The sequence below is a fragment of the Mycobacterium sp. UM_CSW genome (genome assembly GCF_000455205.1).
Lineage (GTDB): Bacteria > Actinomycetota > Actinomycetes > Mycobacteriales > Mycobacteriaceae > Mycobacterium.
Genome location: NZ_AUWQ01000004.1, coordinates 83234 through 100603, shown reverse-complemented (window position 1 = coordinate 100603; position 17370 = coordinate 83234). Strand labels below are relative to the sequence as shown.

Here is a 17370-nt window from a genome sequence, read left to right as displayed (position 1 = left end):
CGGCGGCGGGATCGGCACCTGCGGCGGGTTCTGACCGATCACCGGCGAGGGGCCCTCGTCGTAGGCGTTCGGCGGCCCGGGCGGAGTCTGCAGCGTCGACTGCACGGGCGGAATGTTGGGCCCACCCATGAGTTCGGCCAGCGACTCGGGCGTCATCAGGCCCGCGGTGATCGGTCCGACCTGCTGTCCCTGCATGCCGGGGGCCACGATCCACCCGTGTTGGGTGTTGCGGTGCGACGTCGGCGTGTCCGGCGACCAGATGCCGGGGACCGTCGTGTCCTTATATCCGTCCGGCGGATGCAGGCGCGGCTCGGAGTAGGCGACGTCCTTGGGCAGCGTCTCGGCCGTGCTGGCAACGTTCAGGCCGAACGGCAGGTAGTTGAACTTGATCGCGTCGAGGATCGGCGCCAGATATTGCGCGCACAGCTCGGCGGACTCCTGGTAACCGAGCCGGCTGCCGGCCTGGATCGAGCTGCAGATGAACTGCATCGGGTTGGCGAAGTTGGTGATCGCCGGAACGGCCACCACTGAACCGTGCGTCGGGTGATAGATCTGGTTGATGTTCGCCGCGGCCGTCGGCAGCACGTGCAGCGCGGTCTCCAGCCCGTTCAGCGGATCCGGTTGCAGCAGCGCGTTCGTCGCCGTCGCCAGGTTGTTGATGTCGTGGGTCAGCACCTCGCGGTTCTGGTCCAGCCAAGGACGCACCGTCTTGAGCAGGCCGTCGAACTGTTGGATCGCGTCGGCCAGGGCGCCGTCCGAGCTCGCGAGCCGCCCGGTGAAATCCGCCAGGTTCTCGTTCAGCGCGACGAACTGCCGGTCATCCTGGTGCAGCGCGTTGACGAACAGGGCCAGGCTGCGCACCACCGCGAAGAAGTCGCCGCGACCTTCATTGAGCGCCGTCAGCGCCTGCGACAGGCTGTTCAGCGTCGTGTTGAACTGCTTGCCCTTGCCGGCCAGCCCGTTCGCGTACGACTCGATGACCTCACCGAACGGACCCTTGGGCTGCTCGGGTGTGGGGCCCAGCTTGGAGATGATGTTGGTGACGCTGTTGCGCAGTTCGTCCCACTCCACCGGCACCTGGGTGCGGTCTTCGGGGATCACCGCGTTGTCGGCAAGCACCGGGCCGCCCTTGTAGACCGGCTCCAGCTGGATCGCGCGCGAGGCGACCAGGGTGGGGTTGAGGATCACCGCCAACGCGCTGGCCGGCACCTTGTACTTGTTCTGGTAGTGGAAGGTGACCTTCATCTTGTCGCCGGCCGGCTCGATCTTGTCGATCGCGCCCACCCGCAGCCCCATGATCTGCACCTTGTCGCCGGCGTACAGCGCGTTGGCGGCCGGGAAGTAGGCCACCACGGTGTTATTCGTCAGCTTCTGATACAGCCGCCAGCCGGCGTAGCCGAGAACCAGGGCCAACACGATCGCCAGCGAGCCGATGATCACCGACGTCCTCGTCAGCCTCGGCAGCCGGATGTTGCGAACATCAAAGATGGTGCTCAATTCTGGCTACCTCCCGTGATGCCGCTACCTCCCGTGCCGCCGGGGTTGATGAACGGCGCCGGCAGCTGGATCCCCGGCCCGGGCGGTGCCGGCGGTCCGGGCGGCAGGGCCGGCGCGAACGTCGACGGCGGCGGCGTCGGGCCGGCCGGTCCCAGGTTCTCGGTGCGTGCGCCCGGCGGCGCCTGCGCCGGCAGCGGCACCGGAGTGCCCGGAACGTTGGGCGGCGGGTCACCCGGGCGCCCCGCGATGTTGATGCCCGGGGTGGGCGGCAGGCCGTCGGGATTGGGCGGCGACGTCTGGACGTCGACCGGCGCCGGGAAGCCGACCCCACCGAACGGTCCGATGCCCGCGCCCGCGCACGGCAACGGGTTCCACGGCCGCGGCAGACCCTCGTCGCCGACGGTGACGTTGCCGCCGGGGTTGGCCGGCGTGTACGAGCACGGCGACCCGGGCGGGACGGCCGGACCCGGGTGATCCGGCGTGCCCTCCAGCACCGGCGGCGCCGGCGGTGGCGCGCCGTTGGGCTGGCGGGTGCCGTTCGGGTCGGGCCACCGGAATTCCGGCAGACCCGCGCTGCGCCAGAAGTTCTCCGGATCGATGCCGCGCTTCTTGAACGCCGCGTCGACGAACGGCTGCACGATCTGACCGGGGAACAGGTTGTGCAGCACCACCTTGAAGAACGGCCCCGACGCGATGGCCTCATTGAGCGACGGGAGGAACTTGCCGACCTCGGTGAAACCTTCGGCGAGGTCGTCCTTGCGCTGGACCAGGATGTCGCTGACCGTGCGCAGCTGTTCCAGCACGTGGTTCAGGTTGGGGTTGTCGTTGATGAACCCTTTGATCTGTTCGGAGAAGGCGGCGATGTTGCTCAGCAGCGCGTTGATGGCCTGGCCGCGCTCGTTGAAAGCGGCCAGCAAGATCTTCGTGTTCACCAGTAACCGGTCGACCTGGTCGGCGCGGTCACCCAGGATGCTGGCCACCTGGTTGGACTGGGCGAGCAGGTGCTTGATCTGCTCGTCGCGCTTGCCGATCGTGTCGGAGAACTTGGCCACCCCGTCGAGCGCGGCGCTCAGGTGCGGATAGGTCTGGTCGATGGTCTCCGAAAGCACGTGCAACGACTGCTTGACCGTGTCGATGTCCCACCCGCTGGCGGCCTTCGTCACGTCGAAGAACGCGTCGTAGATCTGATAGGGCGTGGTGCTCTGACCGATCGGCAGCGAGTCGCCGGGTCGCAGCTGCTTGGTGCCCCGGTTCTCGATCTCGAGGACCTTCTTGCCCAGGATGGTGTCCGTCTTGATCGCCAGCCGGCTTTCGGTGCCGATGCTTTCGGTGCCGATATTGAACTTGATCAGGACGTGGTCGCCGTCGATGTCGAGGCTCTCCACCTTGCCGACGTCGAAGCCGGCGATGCGCACCTTGTCGCCCTTGGTCAGGCCGCCGGAGTCGGTGAACTGCCCGTAGTAGTGCGGCTTGGCCATCAGCATGGGCACGCTCGTGAAGCTCTGGCCGACACCGACGACCAGCAGCGTCACGAGGATGCCCATCACGCCGATGCGCATCCGGTTGGGGGGTTCCAGCGTTCTCATTGCGGCGTGCACCTGCCCGTCGGCTGGTTGAAGAGCTTGACCGTCCGAATCGGGCCACCCGCCTGCAACCCGTTGATCTTGAGCGTGATGTCGCAGGCGTAGAAGTTGACGAAGTCACCGTAGGAGCCGATGGTGCGCCCGATCATGTTCAGCGCCGTCGGCACCCTGTGGATGAAATCGTTCAGCTGCTCGCGCTGATCGATGAGCGGCTGCTGAACGGCGTCCAGGTAGTTCAGCGTGCTGTGCAGCAACCCCCGGTCCTCGGCCAGCAGGTCGGCCACCGTGCCCGCGGCGTTGCTGATGTGCGCGGTCCCGCCCGCCAATTGCTCGCTGTGGCCCTTCAGCCCGGTGATCAGGACCTCCAGGTTGTTGACGGTCTGATCGAATTGCTGGCGATGCCGAACCGTGGTGTCCAGCACGATGTTCAGGTTTTTGACCACCTCGCCGATCGCCTGGTCGCGCTCGCCGAGCTGGTTGGTCAGCTGCGCGGTCTGGTCGAGGATGTCGTTGATGGTCCCGCCCTGACCCTGGAACACCGTGACGAGCGCCGTCGCGATGGTGTTGACCTTCTGCGGGTCCAGCGCCCGAAACAGCGGCTTGAACCCACCGATCAGCGCGTCGAGGTCAAGCGCCGGCGACGTCCGCGACGCGGGGATGAATCCGCCCGGCGGTAGCACCTTCTCGGAGCCCTCGCCCTCGCCGCGTTTGAGCTCCAGATACCGGTTTCCGATCAGGTCGAGGTAGCGGATCTGCGCCGTCGTCGACTGATAGAGCGGGATTGAGCGGTCGACGTTGAAGTCCACCCGCGCCCGCCTGCCGCCGTCCACCAGCTTCACCGAGTCGACCTTGCCGATCTCCACCCCGGACGCGCGGACGAACTGGCCCTGCCGCAGCCCGCTGACGTTGGTGAACTCGGCCGAGTACTTGTTGGTGCGGTCGAACCGCATCTGGCCGAAGACCACGACGATCATCACAGTGAAGACCAGCAGCACCAGCGAGAAGATGCTGAGTCGGACGATGGTACCGGTGATTTTCATGGGTTGATCGTGTTATCCCCTACCTGGCGGCCCCAGACGTACTCGATCGCATACGGCGAACCGGTGTCGAGGTGGTTGTACGGCGCGATGCTGTTGCCGGAGTCCATCACCAACTCGGGTGCGGGCCAGAGGTCATGGGTGATGTGCTGCCAGCAACCCGGCGCGCCCCCCGGTCCGCCGCGCGCATTCACCCGGGGCAGGTTCTCCGGCCAGATGTACGGGTTGGGCGCACCGCCGATCAGCGTGGCGATGTTGCCCAGGCCCGCCAGTCCCTGGGTGGGCAGCGCGAAGATCCCGATCAGGCCGACGAGGGTGATCGCCGACACCGGGTTGAGCAGCAGGCCCAGCCCGGAGAGCAGCTTCGTGTCGGCGTTGAGGGAATAGCCGTTGCCGCCGAGGAACGACCGGGCGATGGGTTCGATGTCGTGGTAGTTGCGGACCGTGCAGAACAGCTCGGGGCTGTAGGTGTCCAGCAGCTCGGCGGTCGGCACCAGGTCCTTGGCCCCGCGCGCCAGGTACGGCCCGCCGCGCTCGAAGATGTCCGCCCCGGTGTTACCGAACCCGGCGGCCGACAACAGCGCCTGATCCAGGTCCTTCTGCTGCGCGTTGATCGAGCGCGCGGTGACCACCGACTTGTCCAGGAAGTCGATCAGGTCCGGCGCCGCGTTGGCGTAGGTGTCGCCCAGAGCCGCCAGCGCCTGGATGTCATGACGGACCTGGGGCTGCTGCGGGTTGACGTCGTCGAGGATCGCGTTGGCGTTCACGATCGACTGCCCGACCCGGTCGCCCAGCCCGGCCAGCGATTGCGCGGCGGCGCTCAGCGTCAGGTTCAGCTTCACCGGATCCACCTGCTGCGCGATCTCGGTGATGGTCTGGAACAGCGTGTTGATCTCGGTCGTCACCGAGCGGGCGTCGATCACGGTCTGCGGCGTGATCCGTTGCGGCGACGGGTTTTTCGGCGTCGTCAGCGACACGTACTTGCCGCCGAACACCGTGGTGGCCTTGATGTCGGCGTTCACGTTGGCCGGGATCAGCTTGAGGTAGCGCGGGTAGACGTCCAGGTTGAACTTGGCCGCCGGCTTGCCGTCCTTGAAGATCTCCGAGATCTTGGCCACCCGGCCGATCTCCACCCCGTTGTAGGTGACCTTCGAGCCGGGGTCCATCACCAGGCCGGCCCGGGCGGCCACCATCGTCAGGTGTTCTTTCTTGGTGAAGTCGCCCCGGAACTGCCCGTACACCAGGACGAGTGCGACGGCGGCGGCGACGATCAGTGCGACCCCGGCCAACTTGTACGGCGGGTTGCGGGGTGGGTTGACCTTGCCGGGGGCGCCTGGGTTGGTCATGGCTACACCGTCAATGCGAAGTTGGGGTTGACGCCGTAGAGCGCCAACGCGGCGGCCAAAACGACAACCTGCACCGACACCAGCGAGAAGCGCATCGACCGGCCGACGGCCTCGCCCACGCCGACGGGCCCGCCGCCGGCGTTGTAGCCGTAGAAGCAGTGGGTGATCATCACGACGGCCGTGATGAGGATGGCCTCCACGAACGACCAGAACACGTCGTCGGGGCGCAGGAACGTCCGGAAGTAGTGCTCGTAGGTGCCGTGGGACTGGCCGTAGAGCACCGTCGTGGTGATCTGCGGGGACAGGAACGACATGATCATCGCGAGCGAGTAGAGCGGAATGATCACCACCAGCCCGGCCATGATGCGGGTGGTCGCCAGGAACGAAATCGACTTGATGCCCATCACTTCCAGCGCGTCGATCTCCTCGCTGATCCGCATGGCCCCCAACTCCGCGGTGGCGCCGGCGCCGACCGTGGCGGCCATCGAGATGCCGGTGACGACGGGCGCGGCGATGCGCACGTTGATCAGCGCGGCGAAGAAGCCGGTGAACGCCTCGACGCCGATGTTGCCCAGCGAGGCGAACCCCTGGATGGCGACCAGGGAGCTGCCGGACAGGGTCACGAAGCCGACGATCGCGACGGTGCCGCCGACGACGGCCATCGCGCCGGTGCCCATGCCGATCTGGGCGATGAGCCGCAGGGTCTCCTTGCGGTAGTTGCGCAGCGCGTGCGGGATGTGCCCGAGGGCCACCACGCCGAACCAGGCCATCTGCCCGATGTCGTCCAGCCCCCGGCCGAAGGCACCCCCGTAGCGGCTGAGATTCTCGACTAAGCGGGGATGGACGCCCCGCGTCACGGTGCCGATCGACATGTCAGCGCCCCGTTCCGAATCGCACGCCGATGGTGGTCAGCACCACGTTGACCGCGTACAGCGCGACCACGCACAGCACCACGGTTTCGTTGACGGCGGTGCCCAGGCCCTTGGAGCCGCCACGCACGGTCAGGCCGCGGAAACAGCCGACCAGGCCGGCGATGAGCCCGAACATGGCGGCCTTGACCGTCGCGATGACCACCTCCGGCAGGCCCGTGATGGTGGTCAGGGTCGCGAGGTAGGCCCCGCCCGACACGTTCTGCAGGTACACCCCGAACAGGTAGCCGCCCACCAGCCCGACGGTGATCACCAGGCCGTTGAGCAGCGTGGCGACCAGGGTCGCGGCGATCACCCGGGGCACCACCAGGCGGTGGATGGGGTCGATGCCGAGCACCTCCATCGCGTCGATCTCCTCGCGGATGGTGCGGGCACCCAGGTCCGCGCAAATCGCGGTGGATCCGGCGCCGGCGACCACCAGCACCGTGGTCAGCGGCCCGAGCTGGGTCACCGCGCCGATGGCGGCGCCGGCACCGGACAGGTCCGCGGCGCCGAATTGGGCCAGCAACACGTTGAGGGTGAAGATCAGCAACACGGTCAGCGGGATCGAGACGAAGATGGTCGGCAGGAAAGCCACCCGCATGATGAACCAGCACTGCAGGACGAATTCGCGCCATTGGAAGGGCCAGCGGAACAGCGCCTTACCGGTGAGAACGCACATCCGGAAGAATCCACCGATGAGCGTCAGCGGCGTCTCCAGCTGGTCGCGCAGGTAGCCGACCAGGTGCGGACGATCCGTCGTCGAAGTCACCGGCTCCCCCTCACCTCGACCTCGTGTGCCCCGGGGGTTCGCAGCGAAACGAGTCGCACGCGCCGCCCCCTCTCCGTCCCGCGGTCGGGGGCACCCCCAGCTCGCCCCGACCATGTGTCTGTGACCATCGGCTCCCTACCCGCAAGTAGTAACGGAGACCACAGGAATGTACCCGATGGCCTTGAGCGTGTGAACTGCATCCGCACAATTAACCCTTCGTCAACAGCGGGCAAACGTTACAGTGTCCATCAGCCTTCCCCTCGCATGGTCAAATCCCTTGCCGCGGAACCGCTTTCGCTAATATTGACGGCCCCGTAGCGAACCCGTAGCTCAGTCTTGAGCACCTTTCCGGCCGGATTGCGCGGCAGTGCATCGACGATCTCGAGCGCCTTCGGATGCTTGTACCGCGCGAGCCGCTCGGCCAGGAACTCACCCAAGTCCTCCAGCCGCAGCTGCTCGCCGGTGACCGCAGCAACCGCGATCGGCACCTCGCCCCACTTCTCGTGGGCCCGGCCGATGACGGCGACTTCGACGATCTGGGGATGGCCGGCGAGAACGTTCTCGACCTCGGCGCAGTAGATGTTCTCGCCGCCGGAGATGATCATGTCCTTCTTGCGGTCCACCACCCAGACGTAGCCGTCCTCGTCCATCCGGACCAGATCCCCCGAATGGAACCAACCACCGGCGAAGGCCTCCGCGGTGGCCTGGGGGTTGTTCCAGTAGCCGCTCATCAACGTCGGTGCGCGGTAGACGATTTCGCCGACCTCGCCGACGGGGACGTCGTTCATGTTCTCGTCGACCACCCGCGCGCTGACCGTGGGGATCACCTTGCCCACCGAGCCGCGCTTCCGGATCGCGTCTTCGCCGAGCAGCATGCAGGTGACGGGCGACATCTCGGTCTGGCCGAAGGCGGCCAGTATCTGGGTCCCGGGGAACGTCGCCGACATCTCCCGCAGCAGCGCGTCCGTCGCCGGGGCGGCCCCCCACGACATGACCCGCAACCTCAGATCGCGGGGCCGCGCCCGCTGCTCCGCGCACACCGCCTGCCACTGCGCCGGAACCAGGAACAGTCCGGTGACCTTCTCCGCCGCCAGCACGTCGAGCAGCTGGCCCGGGTCGAACGCCCCCAGCGGGTAGATCACGGTCGGCACACCGAGCAACATCGACGTCAGCATGTTGCCGACGCCCGCGATGTGGAAGAACGGGACACCGACGAAACCGACGTCGCTATTTATATCGGCGCCCATGGTGTACAGGCCGGTCATCGTCTGGCCGGTCAGGTTGGCGTGGGTCAGCACCGCGCCCTTGGGCCGGCCGGTGGTGCCCGAGGTGTACATGATCAGCGCGGGCGAATCGGTCGGGATGTCGACCGGCCCGTGCGTCTCGCCGGGCTCGTCGATGAGGTCTTCGTAGCCGAAGACGCCGTTGTCGGTTGCCGCGCCGGCGACCACGATGGTGTCGAGCATCGGCTGGATGTCGCGCACCCCGGTGGCCACCGGGGCGAGCACCGATTCGGTGATCAGCACCCGGGCCTCGCAGTCCTCGACCAGGAAGACGATCTCGGCCGAGGTGAGCCGGAAGTTGAGCGGGACCGCGATGGCGCCCAGCGAGTTGATGGCCAGGACCGACTCGACGAATTCGGGGCGGTTGAGCATGAGGATCATGACCCGGTCGCCGAAGCCGACGCCCCGGCGACTCAGCGCATCGGCCAGCGCCGTGACCCGGTGGTGCAGGCCCTGCCAGGTGATCGTGTTGCCGAGGAACCGCAGCGCCGTCGCGGTCGGTTGCATCAGCGCGTGCCGCTCCAATTGGTTGACCCAGTTCTGCCGCCGGGCCAGGTATGGCTGCTCGGTGGCCTGGGCCAGATTGGCCAATTGCGCGGTCAACTGCTGTCTCCCCTTTACCTCAGGCACCGCTTGCGCCAGCTTGATATTTGATAAAACTTGGTGTTACGTGGGTCACATTATGGCTTTAGTGCCGCTCTGACAAGACCAGACAAGACCAGCCCAAGACCCGCCCATCCCGCGAAAGCCCTGGCAGCCCGCGTGAACGCACCGATGTCGACCAAGCCGAGGACCCGGCGGCCACTGCGCCGGGCGCAGCTTTCCGACGAGGTTGCGGCCCACCTGCGCGCGGCGATCATGTCCGGGACGTTGCGCCCCGGCACCTTCATCCGCCTCGACGAGACCGCGGCCGAGCTCGGGGTCAGCGTCACGCCGGTGCGCGAGGCCCTGCTGAAGTTGCGCGGCGAGGGCATGGTGCAGTTGGAACCGCACCGCGGCCACGTCGTGCTGCCGCTGAGCCGGCAGGACATCGAGGACATCTTCTGGCTGCAATCGACGATCGCCCAGCAGTTGGCCGCCGCGGCCACCGACCACATCACCGACGCCGAGATCGACGAGCTGGACCGCATCAACAAAGCACTGGAAGCGGCCGTCGGCTCCAGCGAGCCCACCACCATCGCGGGCATCGAGTTCGCATTCCATCGCGTCTTCAACCAGGCCAGCGGCCGGATCAAGCTGTCCTGGTTCCTGCTCAACGCCGCGCGCTACATGCCGGCGGAGGTGTACGCGGCGGACCCGGAATGGGGCGCGGCCACGGTCGCCCACCACCGGGAGTTGATCGCGGCGCTGCGCCGACGCGACGCGGACGCCGTCATCGAGCACACCGTCTGGCAGTTCACCGACGCGGCGGCCCGGCTGACCGTGATGCTGAACCGGGCCGGAAGCTTCGACTGAGCTCAGCCCAGCTGCTCGGCGCGCTGCTTGAGGTTCTCGGCGAGATGGTCGAGCACGTTGCCGGCCAGCGATTTCACCATCGGCGCGGGGACCGGCAGCGTCGTCTCCACGTCCATGTCCACCGTCAGCAGGCTCGCCGCCCCGGTTTCCACGACGCTGAACAGCTGCTCCTGCTTGGAGAACAGGTCGCCCTGCTGCAGGACGGTCTGGATCTGGTTTTCCCCCGGGTAATAGATCGCCTGGATGAACGTGGCCTGCATGCCTTGGTAATCGGCGTCGAGCCGCACCTGGCTGGGCCGCCCGTCGTCGTAGCGGGCGAGCACCCACAGGCCCTTGATCTCCTCGTTCCACTCCGGGTAGCGCTCGAAATCGGCGACGATGCCCATGATCGCCGCGGCGTTGGCACTGACCTCGACGGTCTTGCTCAAAACTGGCATCGCGCAAGCCTATCGGGCGACCGGACGCGCTATTGATCCACGCTGGCTGTCGCCAGCAGCGAGCGGATGGCGTCGGGGATCGGCACCGGCTTTCGGCTGGTCCGATCGACGTAGACGTGCACCCAGTGCCCCAGCGCGGTGATCGGTTGCGGTTCGCCGTCGTCGCCGCGGAACACGCCGAGCCGGTAGGTGACGCTGCTGCGGCCGAGGCGCGTCACCGCGAGGCCCACCGTGAGGCCCTCCGGGAAATGCAGCTCGGAGAAGTAGCGGCAGCCCGACTCGGCGACGATGCCCAGCGCGGGCGCGGCGAGCGGGTCGATCCCGACGCTGGTGTTGATCCACGCGTTGATCGCGGTGTCGAACAGTTGGTAGTACACCGCGTTGTTGAGGTGGCCGAACATGTCGTTGTCGGCCCACCGGGTTCCCACCGGCCACAGCACGGGGAAGTCGGCGCTGGTGAGGTTCTCCGACGGAGTCGAGGCCATGGTCTACCAGTACCGCATGGCCTGTCGAAACAGCTCTCCCAGAACCGGTTTCGTCATCTCCCGCGGGGCGTTCTGCAGCAGGCGCTGCTGGGGGTAGGCACCCTCGGTCAAGGCGGTCGCGTCGTCTTCGGTATAGCCGACGCCGCTCAGCCCGTTCGGCATTCCGACCGCGCGCATGATCCGGATGAGTTCGTCGGCGAGCACCTCGCCGGCGTCCTCGGCGCCGGCGCCCCGCGTCTCGGCGCCGAGCAGCCACGCCCCCTCCAGGTGCCGCCCCGGGTTCGCCTGCGCGGTGAAGCGGAACGACGACGGCGCGTTGAGGATGACGGCCATGCCGTGCGGCACCAGCGGCTCGTCGGGCGGGTAACCCGTGGGGCGGAAGTCACGCACCAGCCCCGCCACCGCGTAGGCCATGCCGTGCGGCGCGTGGACGCCGGCATTGCCGAACGCGATGCCGGCAAGCGTTGCGGCCCACATCATTTGCTCACGGGCCTCGCTGTCGGAGGCGTCGTGCGTCGCGCGCTCCAGATACCGTCCCAGCAGGCGCAGCGCCTCGCGGCAACCCAGGTCGCTCCACGGGTTGGCGCCCTGGCTCATCGGCCGCAGGCTGGGCCGGTCGGGGGCGCGCCGCAACACGTAGGGCCGCGCGGTGTAGGACTCCAGGGCGTGCGACAGCACGTCGAGCCCGGCCGACGCGACGACCTCGGGGGGCAGGCTCGCGGTGCAGTCGGGATCGACGAGGGCCTCGGTGGGGCGCAGCGCGTGCGAGGCGATTCCGGTCTTGGCCTTCAGCGACACCAGGTCGAAGATCGCGATGCCGGTCACCTCGCTGCCGGTGCCGGCCGTGGTGGGGCAGGCGAGGTGCGGCTTGAGCGGGCCGGGTATGGGCTTGCTCTCGCCGATCGGCGCATTGACATAGGTGAGGAAGTCGGCGGGATGGGTTGCGTAAAGGTTGGCGGCCTTGCAGGTGTCGATCACCGAGCCGCCGCCCAGCGACACGTAGCCGTCGGGGTTGCACTCCCGCGCGAAGCGGGCCGCGTCGGAAAAGGACGCGTCGGTCGGTTCGACGTGGACGTCGGCATAGGTGACGACGTCCAGCCCGGCCGCGACGAGCGAGTCGTGCGTCGTGGCGAAGACGGGCAGCCCGGCGACGCCGGCGTCGGTGAACAACGCCACGCGCCGCAGCCCGAGGGCGCGCGCCCTATCGCCCACCTCCGCGAGGCATCCGCGTCCGAAGGTCACCCGTGACGCGTCGACGGTGAAGGCGCCGTCGCAGTCCTCGGCAGCAATCGGGTAATCGCAGTACGGCATCCGTGCCATCCTAGGCCGATCAGCTGGGCCACCCGCGCCGCAGCGCCTGGCCCTGCAGGGCGAACAACCGCTCGGAGTCCGACCAGTCCGGCAACAGCGAATCAAAGCCGTGGCAGGTCCGCGGAAACACGTGCAGCTCGGCGGAGACCCCGGCACGCAACAGCTGCAGCGCGTAGTCGACGGCTTCGTCGCGGAAGGGATCGATCTCCGCGCAGGTGATCAAAGCCGGTGGCAGACCGCGGAATTGGCCTCGGCGGGCGGGCACCGCGGCCGACGGTCCGGCCGCCGGACCGAGGTAGTGACGCCACATCAGCTCCGCGGCCTCGCTGTCGAAGGCGGGGCTGGTGCAGAACTCGGCCTTGGACGCGGTTTCGCGATCGTCCAGCACCGGCTGGTGCAGCAGCTGGAACACGACCGCGGGCAGCGACCCGTCGGCGGCGCCGTGCGCCAGGCACGCCGCCAGGGCGGCCCCGGCGCTGCTGCCCCCGACCGCCAGGCGCGCCGGGTCCACGCCGAGTTCCGTCGCGGTGGCCGCGACCCAGCGCAGCACCGCGACCGCGTCGTCGAGCGCGGCCGGGTAGGGGTGCTCCGGCGCCAGCCGGTAGTCGACGGACACCACCGTGCAACCTCCGCGCCGTGCCAGCTCGACGCACTGCCGGTGATCGGTGTCCAGGTTGCCCAGCGCGAAGCCGCCGGCGTGGCAGTAGACGAGTGCCGGAACCGGCGCCGGGTTCGCCTCGCCGCCACGGTAGATGCGCACCGGCACGCCGCCGGATTCGGTCGCCACGACGTCGTCGGTGATCCGGACGCCCTGGGCGTCGGTGCGTTCGGCGACCTCCCGACGGCGCTGGTCGAACGGCCCGCGAAGGAGCCCGATCGACTCCGCAGAGAAGTCGGTTCGCGTCGTCGCGACGGCCTGCAAGGCCCGATCCAGCCGTTCGAAGCCGTCCAGACCGTAGGGTTCGGTCATTCGGCCGGGGCCTGGAAAGTGAAGTCGGCGGGCCTGAATCTGCGCGTCATTCCCCAGAAGCTACGCGCACTGCGCGGCCACTGCGTCACCACACGGCCGTTGGGGGCGCGGAAGTAGTTGCTGCACTGGGTGGTCCACACCGTGCCGACCATCCACCGGTCGACCTTGGCGACGAACGCCGCCAGCGCGGCGGGGCGCACCGCGACGTACGTCTTGCCCCGGCGCCGCATGTGTTTCAGCGCCCGAACGATGTAGCGCGCCTGGGCTTCGAGCATGAAGATCACGCTGTTCGAACCGACATTGGTATTCGGCCCGTACAGCATGAAGAAGTTCGGGAACCCGGGAACGGCCATGCCGAAGTACGCGTGGGCCCCGTCGCGCCACACCTCGCGCAGCGTCGTCCCGCCCTCGCCGGACACGTCCAGCTCGCCCAGGTAATCGGCCGCGGCGTAGCCGGTCGCGCACACCACGACGTCGACGTCGCGTTCGGTGCCGTCCTCGGTGACCAGGCTGCGCGCGCGCAGGCAGCGCGCGGGGCTGCTCAGCACCTCGACGTTGGGGCGGGTCAGCGTGGGCAGGTAGTCCGAGGAGAACACCAGCCGCTTGCAGCCCATCGGATGGTCGGGGGTCAGCTTGCGGCGCAATTCCTCGTCGGCGACGGTCTTTTCGAGCATGCCCAGCGCGATCGCCTTGAACTCCTCGGTCTTTTCGCTGCCGTGCTCTATCACCGATATGTTGGATTCGCTGCGCAGCCACAGCCGGGTGCGGTACAGCTTCTTGGCGAACGGTATGTGGGCGAAAAGCCAGCGCTCGCGTTCGGTGTAAGGCCGGTCCGGCTTGGGCAGGATCCAGGTCGGGGACCGCTGCACCGAGTAAACCCGGTCGGCCACCTTCGCCAATTCCGGCAGCAATTGCGAGGCCGTCGATCCGGTGCCCAGCACGGCGACCCGCGCGCCCTCGAGCGAGACCGAATGATCCCATCGGGAGGAGTGCATCAACGTGCCGGTGAACGGCTCCTCCTCGGCCAGCTCCGGGAACAGGGGGCGGGTGAACAGCCCCACGGCGGACACCACGACGTTGAAGTGGTGCCGTTCGCCGGTCGCCGTGGTCAGGCACCACCGCTGGTGGTCTTCCTCCCAACGCGCCGAGACGATTTCGGTGCGCAGCCTCAGGTGCGGGCGCAGGCCGTACTTGTCGGCGCACCGCTGGAAATACTCCAGGATCTCGGGCTGCGCGGGCCACAGCCGCGACCAGTCCGAGTTCAAATCGAACGAGTAGGAGTACAGGTGCGACTTGACGTCGCACGCCAGCCCCGGATACGTGTTGATCAGCCAGGTGCCCCCGACGTCGTCCTCGCGGTCGAAGATGGTGAAGTCACCGAAGCCGGCTTGGGCCAACAGGATTCCCAGGGCCATGCCGCCGGGCCCGGCACCGATGATGCCGACCGACAGGTTGCCGCTCACCGGATCTGCAGGCATTGCCCACCGTCGACGACCAGTTCGGCGCCGGTGATGAACGACGCCTCCTCGGACACCAGAAACGCCACCGCGTCGGCGATCTCGGCCGGTTGGCCGATGCGTCCGAACGCCGACGACGCGGCCAGCCGCAGCTGGGTGGCGTCGTCGAGCATCGGGGTCGCGATGGGGCCGGGGAACACCGCGTTGACCCGGATGCCGAACGGGGCCAGCTCGGCCGCGGCGTTTTGGGTCAGGCCGCGCAGCGCCCACTTGGACGAGCCGTAGGCGCTGTGCCGCGGGAAGGTGCGGATCGCCCCGGTGCTGCAGATGTTGACGATGGCGGCGTTCGTGGCCGCACGCAGCTGCGGCAGCGTCGCCTGGATGCCGAGAAAGGCGCCGAAACAGTTGACGCGCCATGCGTTTTCGAATCCCTCGGGCGTCTCGTCGGCCAACGAGGCCCGGTGCAGCACGCCAGCGTTGTTGACCAGCGCGCTCAGCGACCCGAAGCGCTCGACGACCGTGCGGACGGCCGCCTCCCACTGCGCCGGGGAGGTGACGTCGAGCGGGATCCCGATCACCTCGTCGTCGCCCAATTCGTCCACCGCGGCGGCCAGTTCGTCGGCGCGACGATCGCAGGCGGCCACCGAATGGCCGGCCGAACGCAGCCGCTTGGCCATGGCCCAGCCCTGCCCGCCGGCGGCGCCGGTCACCAGTGCGACGCGTTGACTCACGATGACGGCACCTCGGGACTGTCGGACAGGCCGCGGCTGGTGACGAATTGGCAGCGCCGGCGCGAAAAGCGCCAGCGGCCGTCCACCCGGACCAGCTCGTCGTCGTAGAGGGCGGGCCGCAGGTGCAGGTCACCCGCGCGGACGAACAGCACCTGCGATCGGGCAGTGGCAGTGTCGCCATTCACGTCGATTCGCGAGACCCCGGTCAGGTGCAGCCCGCGTGGCGCGTCCTGAAACATTTTGCGGATCGCGTCATGCCCTTCGAAAGACTTTCCGTAGACCAGGAATTGGGCGTTCGCGGTGAAGAGTTGCACGCATTCATCGCCATTGCCGGCGTCCAGCGCCAGCGCGTAGGCGGCAATGAGTTCGCGTATTGCGGTCTCGGTCACTGTTCGCGGGCCTCGCGCAGGTGTTCGGCCGCGCCACGCCGCAGGGCCTGCGACTCGGCGGCCAGCGTGATCATCCGGATGCCCAGCGCTGCCATGGCGCGGCCCGTCTTGCCGTCGCCCGCGTGGGTGCCGGTGATCAGGCCCGCCTCGGTGGCGGCGCGATGGATCCGGCCGATCGCGTCGAGCAGCGCCGGATGTTTGGTCGCGCCAACGACGTCCACGCCCATCGACAGGGCCAGGTCGGCGGGCCCGATGTACAGCCCGGCCAGCCCTTTGACGGCGCAGATCTCGTCGAGGCCCGATAGCGCCGCCGCGGTCTCGATCATCGCGAACACGCTGACCCGGGACTCCAGCGTGGCCGGGTCGTGGCCCAGGCTGGCGCGCAGCGGGCCGAAGCTGCGGACGCCCGCCGGCGGGTAGCGGGTGGCGGCCACCGCGGCGGCGGCCTCGTCCGCCGATTCGATCATCGCGATGACGACGGCGTCGGCGCCCGCGTCGGCCACCCGCCCGATCGGCGCCGCGTCGGCGTTGGGCAGCCGCACCGCCGTGCCGATCGGCACATGCTCGAGGCGCCGCAGCATGCTAGCGATGTCCGCGTCGTCGATGTAGCCGTGCTGGGCGTCGAAACAGACGTAATCGTAACCGGCCCTGGCGAATTCCTCCGGGCCGAGCAGCGTGGGTCCGGTGATCCAGCCACCCCAGATGGGGGATCGGTCGCCGTCGAAGACGCTCATTGGGCGATCGCGATCTTGATGCGCTCGGGCGCGGGCCGGCAGGCCAGGTCGAAGGCGCCCTGCACGTCGTGGACGTCTTGGACGCCGAAGGTGTGGGTGAGGTAGGTGCCGAGCAGCTCGGGATGCTCGTCGGCGAACTTGGCGGCGATGTCCAAGACCCGCCGCCGGTCGAGGGTCACACCGGATTTCAGCGTCAGGTTGTTGCGCAGCATCAGGCGCATGTTGATCGGGTAGGCCTCGTCGTCGGCCACGCCGAAATAGAAGACGGTGCCGCCGGGAGCGGCGGCTTCGATGGCGTGCCCCAGGGTGGCCACCTGGTGCCCGACGGCTTCGATGACGACGTCGGCTCGGTCGGCGGGGGCAAGCTGGCTCACCCAGCGGTCGCTGGTGGCGCGCACCGCGTCGTCGACGCCGAATGCCGTTGCGTGGCCGGTGCGATCGACGGGGTCGACCCCGGTGACCCGGCGGGCGCCCGCCGCCTTGACGACGTAGGAGAACAGCAGGCCGATCGAGCCCTGGCCGATGATCGCCACGTGCCGGCCGGCCAGGTCCGGCAGCTGTTCACACGCATACAGGACGCAGGCCAGCGGTTGCAGGCCGATCGCCTCCGCCGGGCTGAGCGCCGGGTCGTACGGCGCCAGCATGTTGCCGTCGCTGATCACGCGTTCCATCAGGCCGTCGAACCCGGATGCCCAGCCCACCACCCGGTCGCCCGGACGGTGATCCGGGTGACGGCTGGCGATCACCTCGCCGGCGACCTCGTGGATCGGGAACCCGTCCTTTTCGGCGGCGCTGCGCCCGTCGTCACCCGGAAGCCGGCCCCTGTTGCCGCGGAAGGCCGGCAGGTCGCTGCCGCAGACGCCGGCGGCCGAAAACCGCAGCAGCACTTGGCCGTCGGCCAGCTGCTCCGGCGTCTTGTCGGGAATCGTCGTCCGCTCGAACTGGTAGGGAGCAACGATCCGGTAGGACCACACG

Annotated in this window: 17 protein-coding genes; 1 reads left to right on the top strand and 16 read right to left on the bottom strand. The window is 68.4% G+C overall.

The features are described 5' to 3' along the window. The 7 genes from N415_RS02455 to fadD5 all read right to left on the bottom strand — a co-directional run. A partial coding sequence (locus tag N415_RS02455) for a virulence factor Mce family protein (RefSeq protein WP_068176842.1) occupies positions 1 to 1497 on the bottom strand: 1497 nt, incomplete at its 3' end. Next, positions 1494 to 3083: a virulence factor Mce family protein gene (locus tag N415_RS02450; RefSeq protein ID WP_068176873.1), complete on the bottom strand. Its 1590-nt coding sequence runs from the start codon at positions 3081 to 3083 to the stop codon at positions 1494 to 1496. The genes N415_RS02450 and N415_RS02455, both read right to left, overlap by 4 nt. Beyond that, positions 3080 to 4120 (bottom strand): virulence factor Mce family protein, encoded by a 1041-nt coding sequence (locus N415_RS02445; RefSeq protein WP_068176840.1) that lies wholly within the window; start codon positions 4118 to 4120, stop codon positions 3080 to 3082. The genes N415_RS02450 and N415_RS02445 overlap by 4 nt, the downstream gene beginning before the upstream one ends. After that, on the bottom strand, positions 4117 to 5463 hold the full coding sequence (locus N415_RS02440) for an MCE family protein (RefSeq protein ID WP_068176838.1): 1347 nt from the start codon (positions 5461 to 5463) through the stop codon (positions 4117 to 4119). Before N415_RS02440 ends, N415_RS02445 begins: the two co-directional genes overlap by 4 nt. A gap of 2 nt (positions 5464 to 5465) precedes the next feature. Further along, positions 5466 to 6335: an ABC transporter permease gene (locus N415_RS02435; protein WP_068176836.1), complete on the bottom strand. Its 870-nt coding sequence runs from the start codon at positions 6333 to 6335 to the stop codon at positions 5466 to 5468. Between the two features lies 1 nt (position 6336). Continuing rightward, a complete protein-coding gene (locus N415_RS02430) occupies positions 6337 to 7143 on the bottom strand; it encodes an ABC transporter permease (protein ID WP_067157750.1) in 807 nt (268 codons plus the stop codon). Between the two features lie 248 nt (positions 7144 to 7391). After that, positions 7392 to 9029, bottom strand: coding sequence for a fatty-acid--CoA ligase FadD5 (fadD5, locus tag N415_RS02425; protein WP_068176835.1), 1638 nt, complete (start codon positions 9027 to 9029; stop codon positions 7392 to 7394). Between the two features lie 171 nt (positions 9030 to 9200). Here fadD5 and N415_RS02420 point away from each other — a divergent pair, with 171 nt between their 5' ends. After that, positions 9201 to 9881, top strand: coding sequence for a GntR family transcriptional regulator (locus tag N415_RS02420; protein WP_193376385.1), 681 nt, complete (start codon positions 9201 to 9203; stop codon positions 9879 to 9881). Positions 9882 to 9883: 2 nt separating this feature from the next. Here N415_RS02420 and N415_RS02415 read toward each other — a convergent pair whose 3' ends face one another. Genes N415_RS02415 through N415_RS02375 form a run of 9 tightly spaced genes read right to left on the bottom strand, consistent with a single transcriptional unit; the run spans position 9884 to position 17369 of the window. Beyond that, positions 9884 to 10318, bottom strand: a complete 435-nt coding sequence (locus N415_RS02415; protein WP_068176827.1) for an SRPBCC family protein — start codon at positions 10316 to 10318, stop codon at positions 9884 to 9886. 29 nt (positions 10319 to 10347) lie between these two features. Beyond that, positions 10348 to 10803, bottom strand: coding sequence for a thioesterase family protein (locus N415_RS02410; protein WP_068176826.1), 456 nt, complete (start codon positions 10801 to 10803; stop codon positions 10348 to 10350). Between the two features lie 3 nt (positions 10804 to 10806). Beyond that, entirely contained in the window at positions 10807 to 12114 is a 1308-nt protein-coding gene (locus N415_RS02405; RefSeq protein WP_068176824.1) for a hydroxyacid-oxoacid transhydrogenase, read from the bottom strand. Between the two features lie 19 nt (positions 12115 to 12133). Next, complete coding sequence (locus tag N415_RS02400) at positions 12134 to 13084, bottom strand: alpha/beta hydrolase (RefSeq protein ID WP_068176822.1); 951 nt, start codon at positions 13082 to 13084, stop codon at positions 12134 to 12136. Next, a complete protein-coding gene (locus N415_RS02395) occupies positions 13081 to 14562 on the bottom strand; it encodes an NAD(P)/FAD-dependent oxidoreductase (RefSeq protein ID WP_068176820.1) in 1482 nt (493 codons plus the stop codon). The genes N415_RS02400 and N415_RS02395 overlap by 4 nt, the downstream gene beginning before the upstream one ends. Continuing rightward, positions 14544 to 15272, bottom strand: a complete 729-nt coding sequence (locus N415_RS02390) for an SDR family oxidoreductase (RefSeq protein WP_081665031.1) — start codon at positions 15270 to 15272, stop codon at positions 14544 to 14546. The genes N415_RS02395 and N415_RS02390 overlap by 19 nt, the downstream gene beginning before the upstream one ends. Further along, on the bottom strand, positions 15269 to 15661 hold the full coding sequence (locus N415_RS02385; protein ID WP_068176814.1) for a nuclear transport factor 2 family protein: 393 nt from the start codon (positions 15659 to 15661) through the stop codon (positions 15269 to 15271). Before N415_RS02385 ends, N415_RS02390 begins: the two co-directional genes overlap by 4 nt. Next, positions 15658 to 16395, bottom strand: a complete 738-nt coding sequence (locus tag N415_RS02380) for an aldolase/citrate lyase family protein (protein WP_068176812.1) — start codon at positions 16393 to 16395, stop codon at positions 15658 to 15660. The genes N415_RS02385 and N415_RS02380 overlap by 4 nt, the downstream gene beginning before the upstream one ends. Further along, positions 16392 to 17369: a zinc-binding dehydrogenase gene (locus N415_RS02375; RefSeq protein WP_068176810.1), complete on the bottom strand. Its 978-nt coding sequence runs from the start codon at positions 17367 to 17369 to the stop codon at positions 16392 to 16394. Before N415_RS02375 ends, N415_RS02380 begins: the two co-directional genes overlap by 4 nt. Position 17370 lies beyond the last annotated feature (1 nt).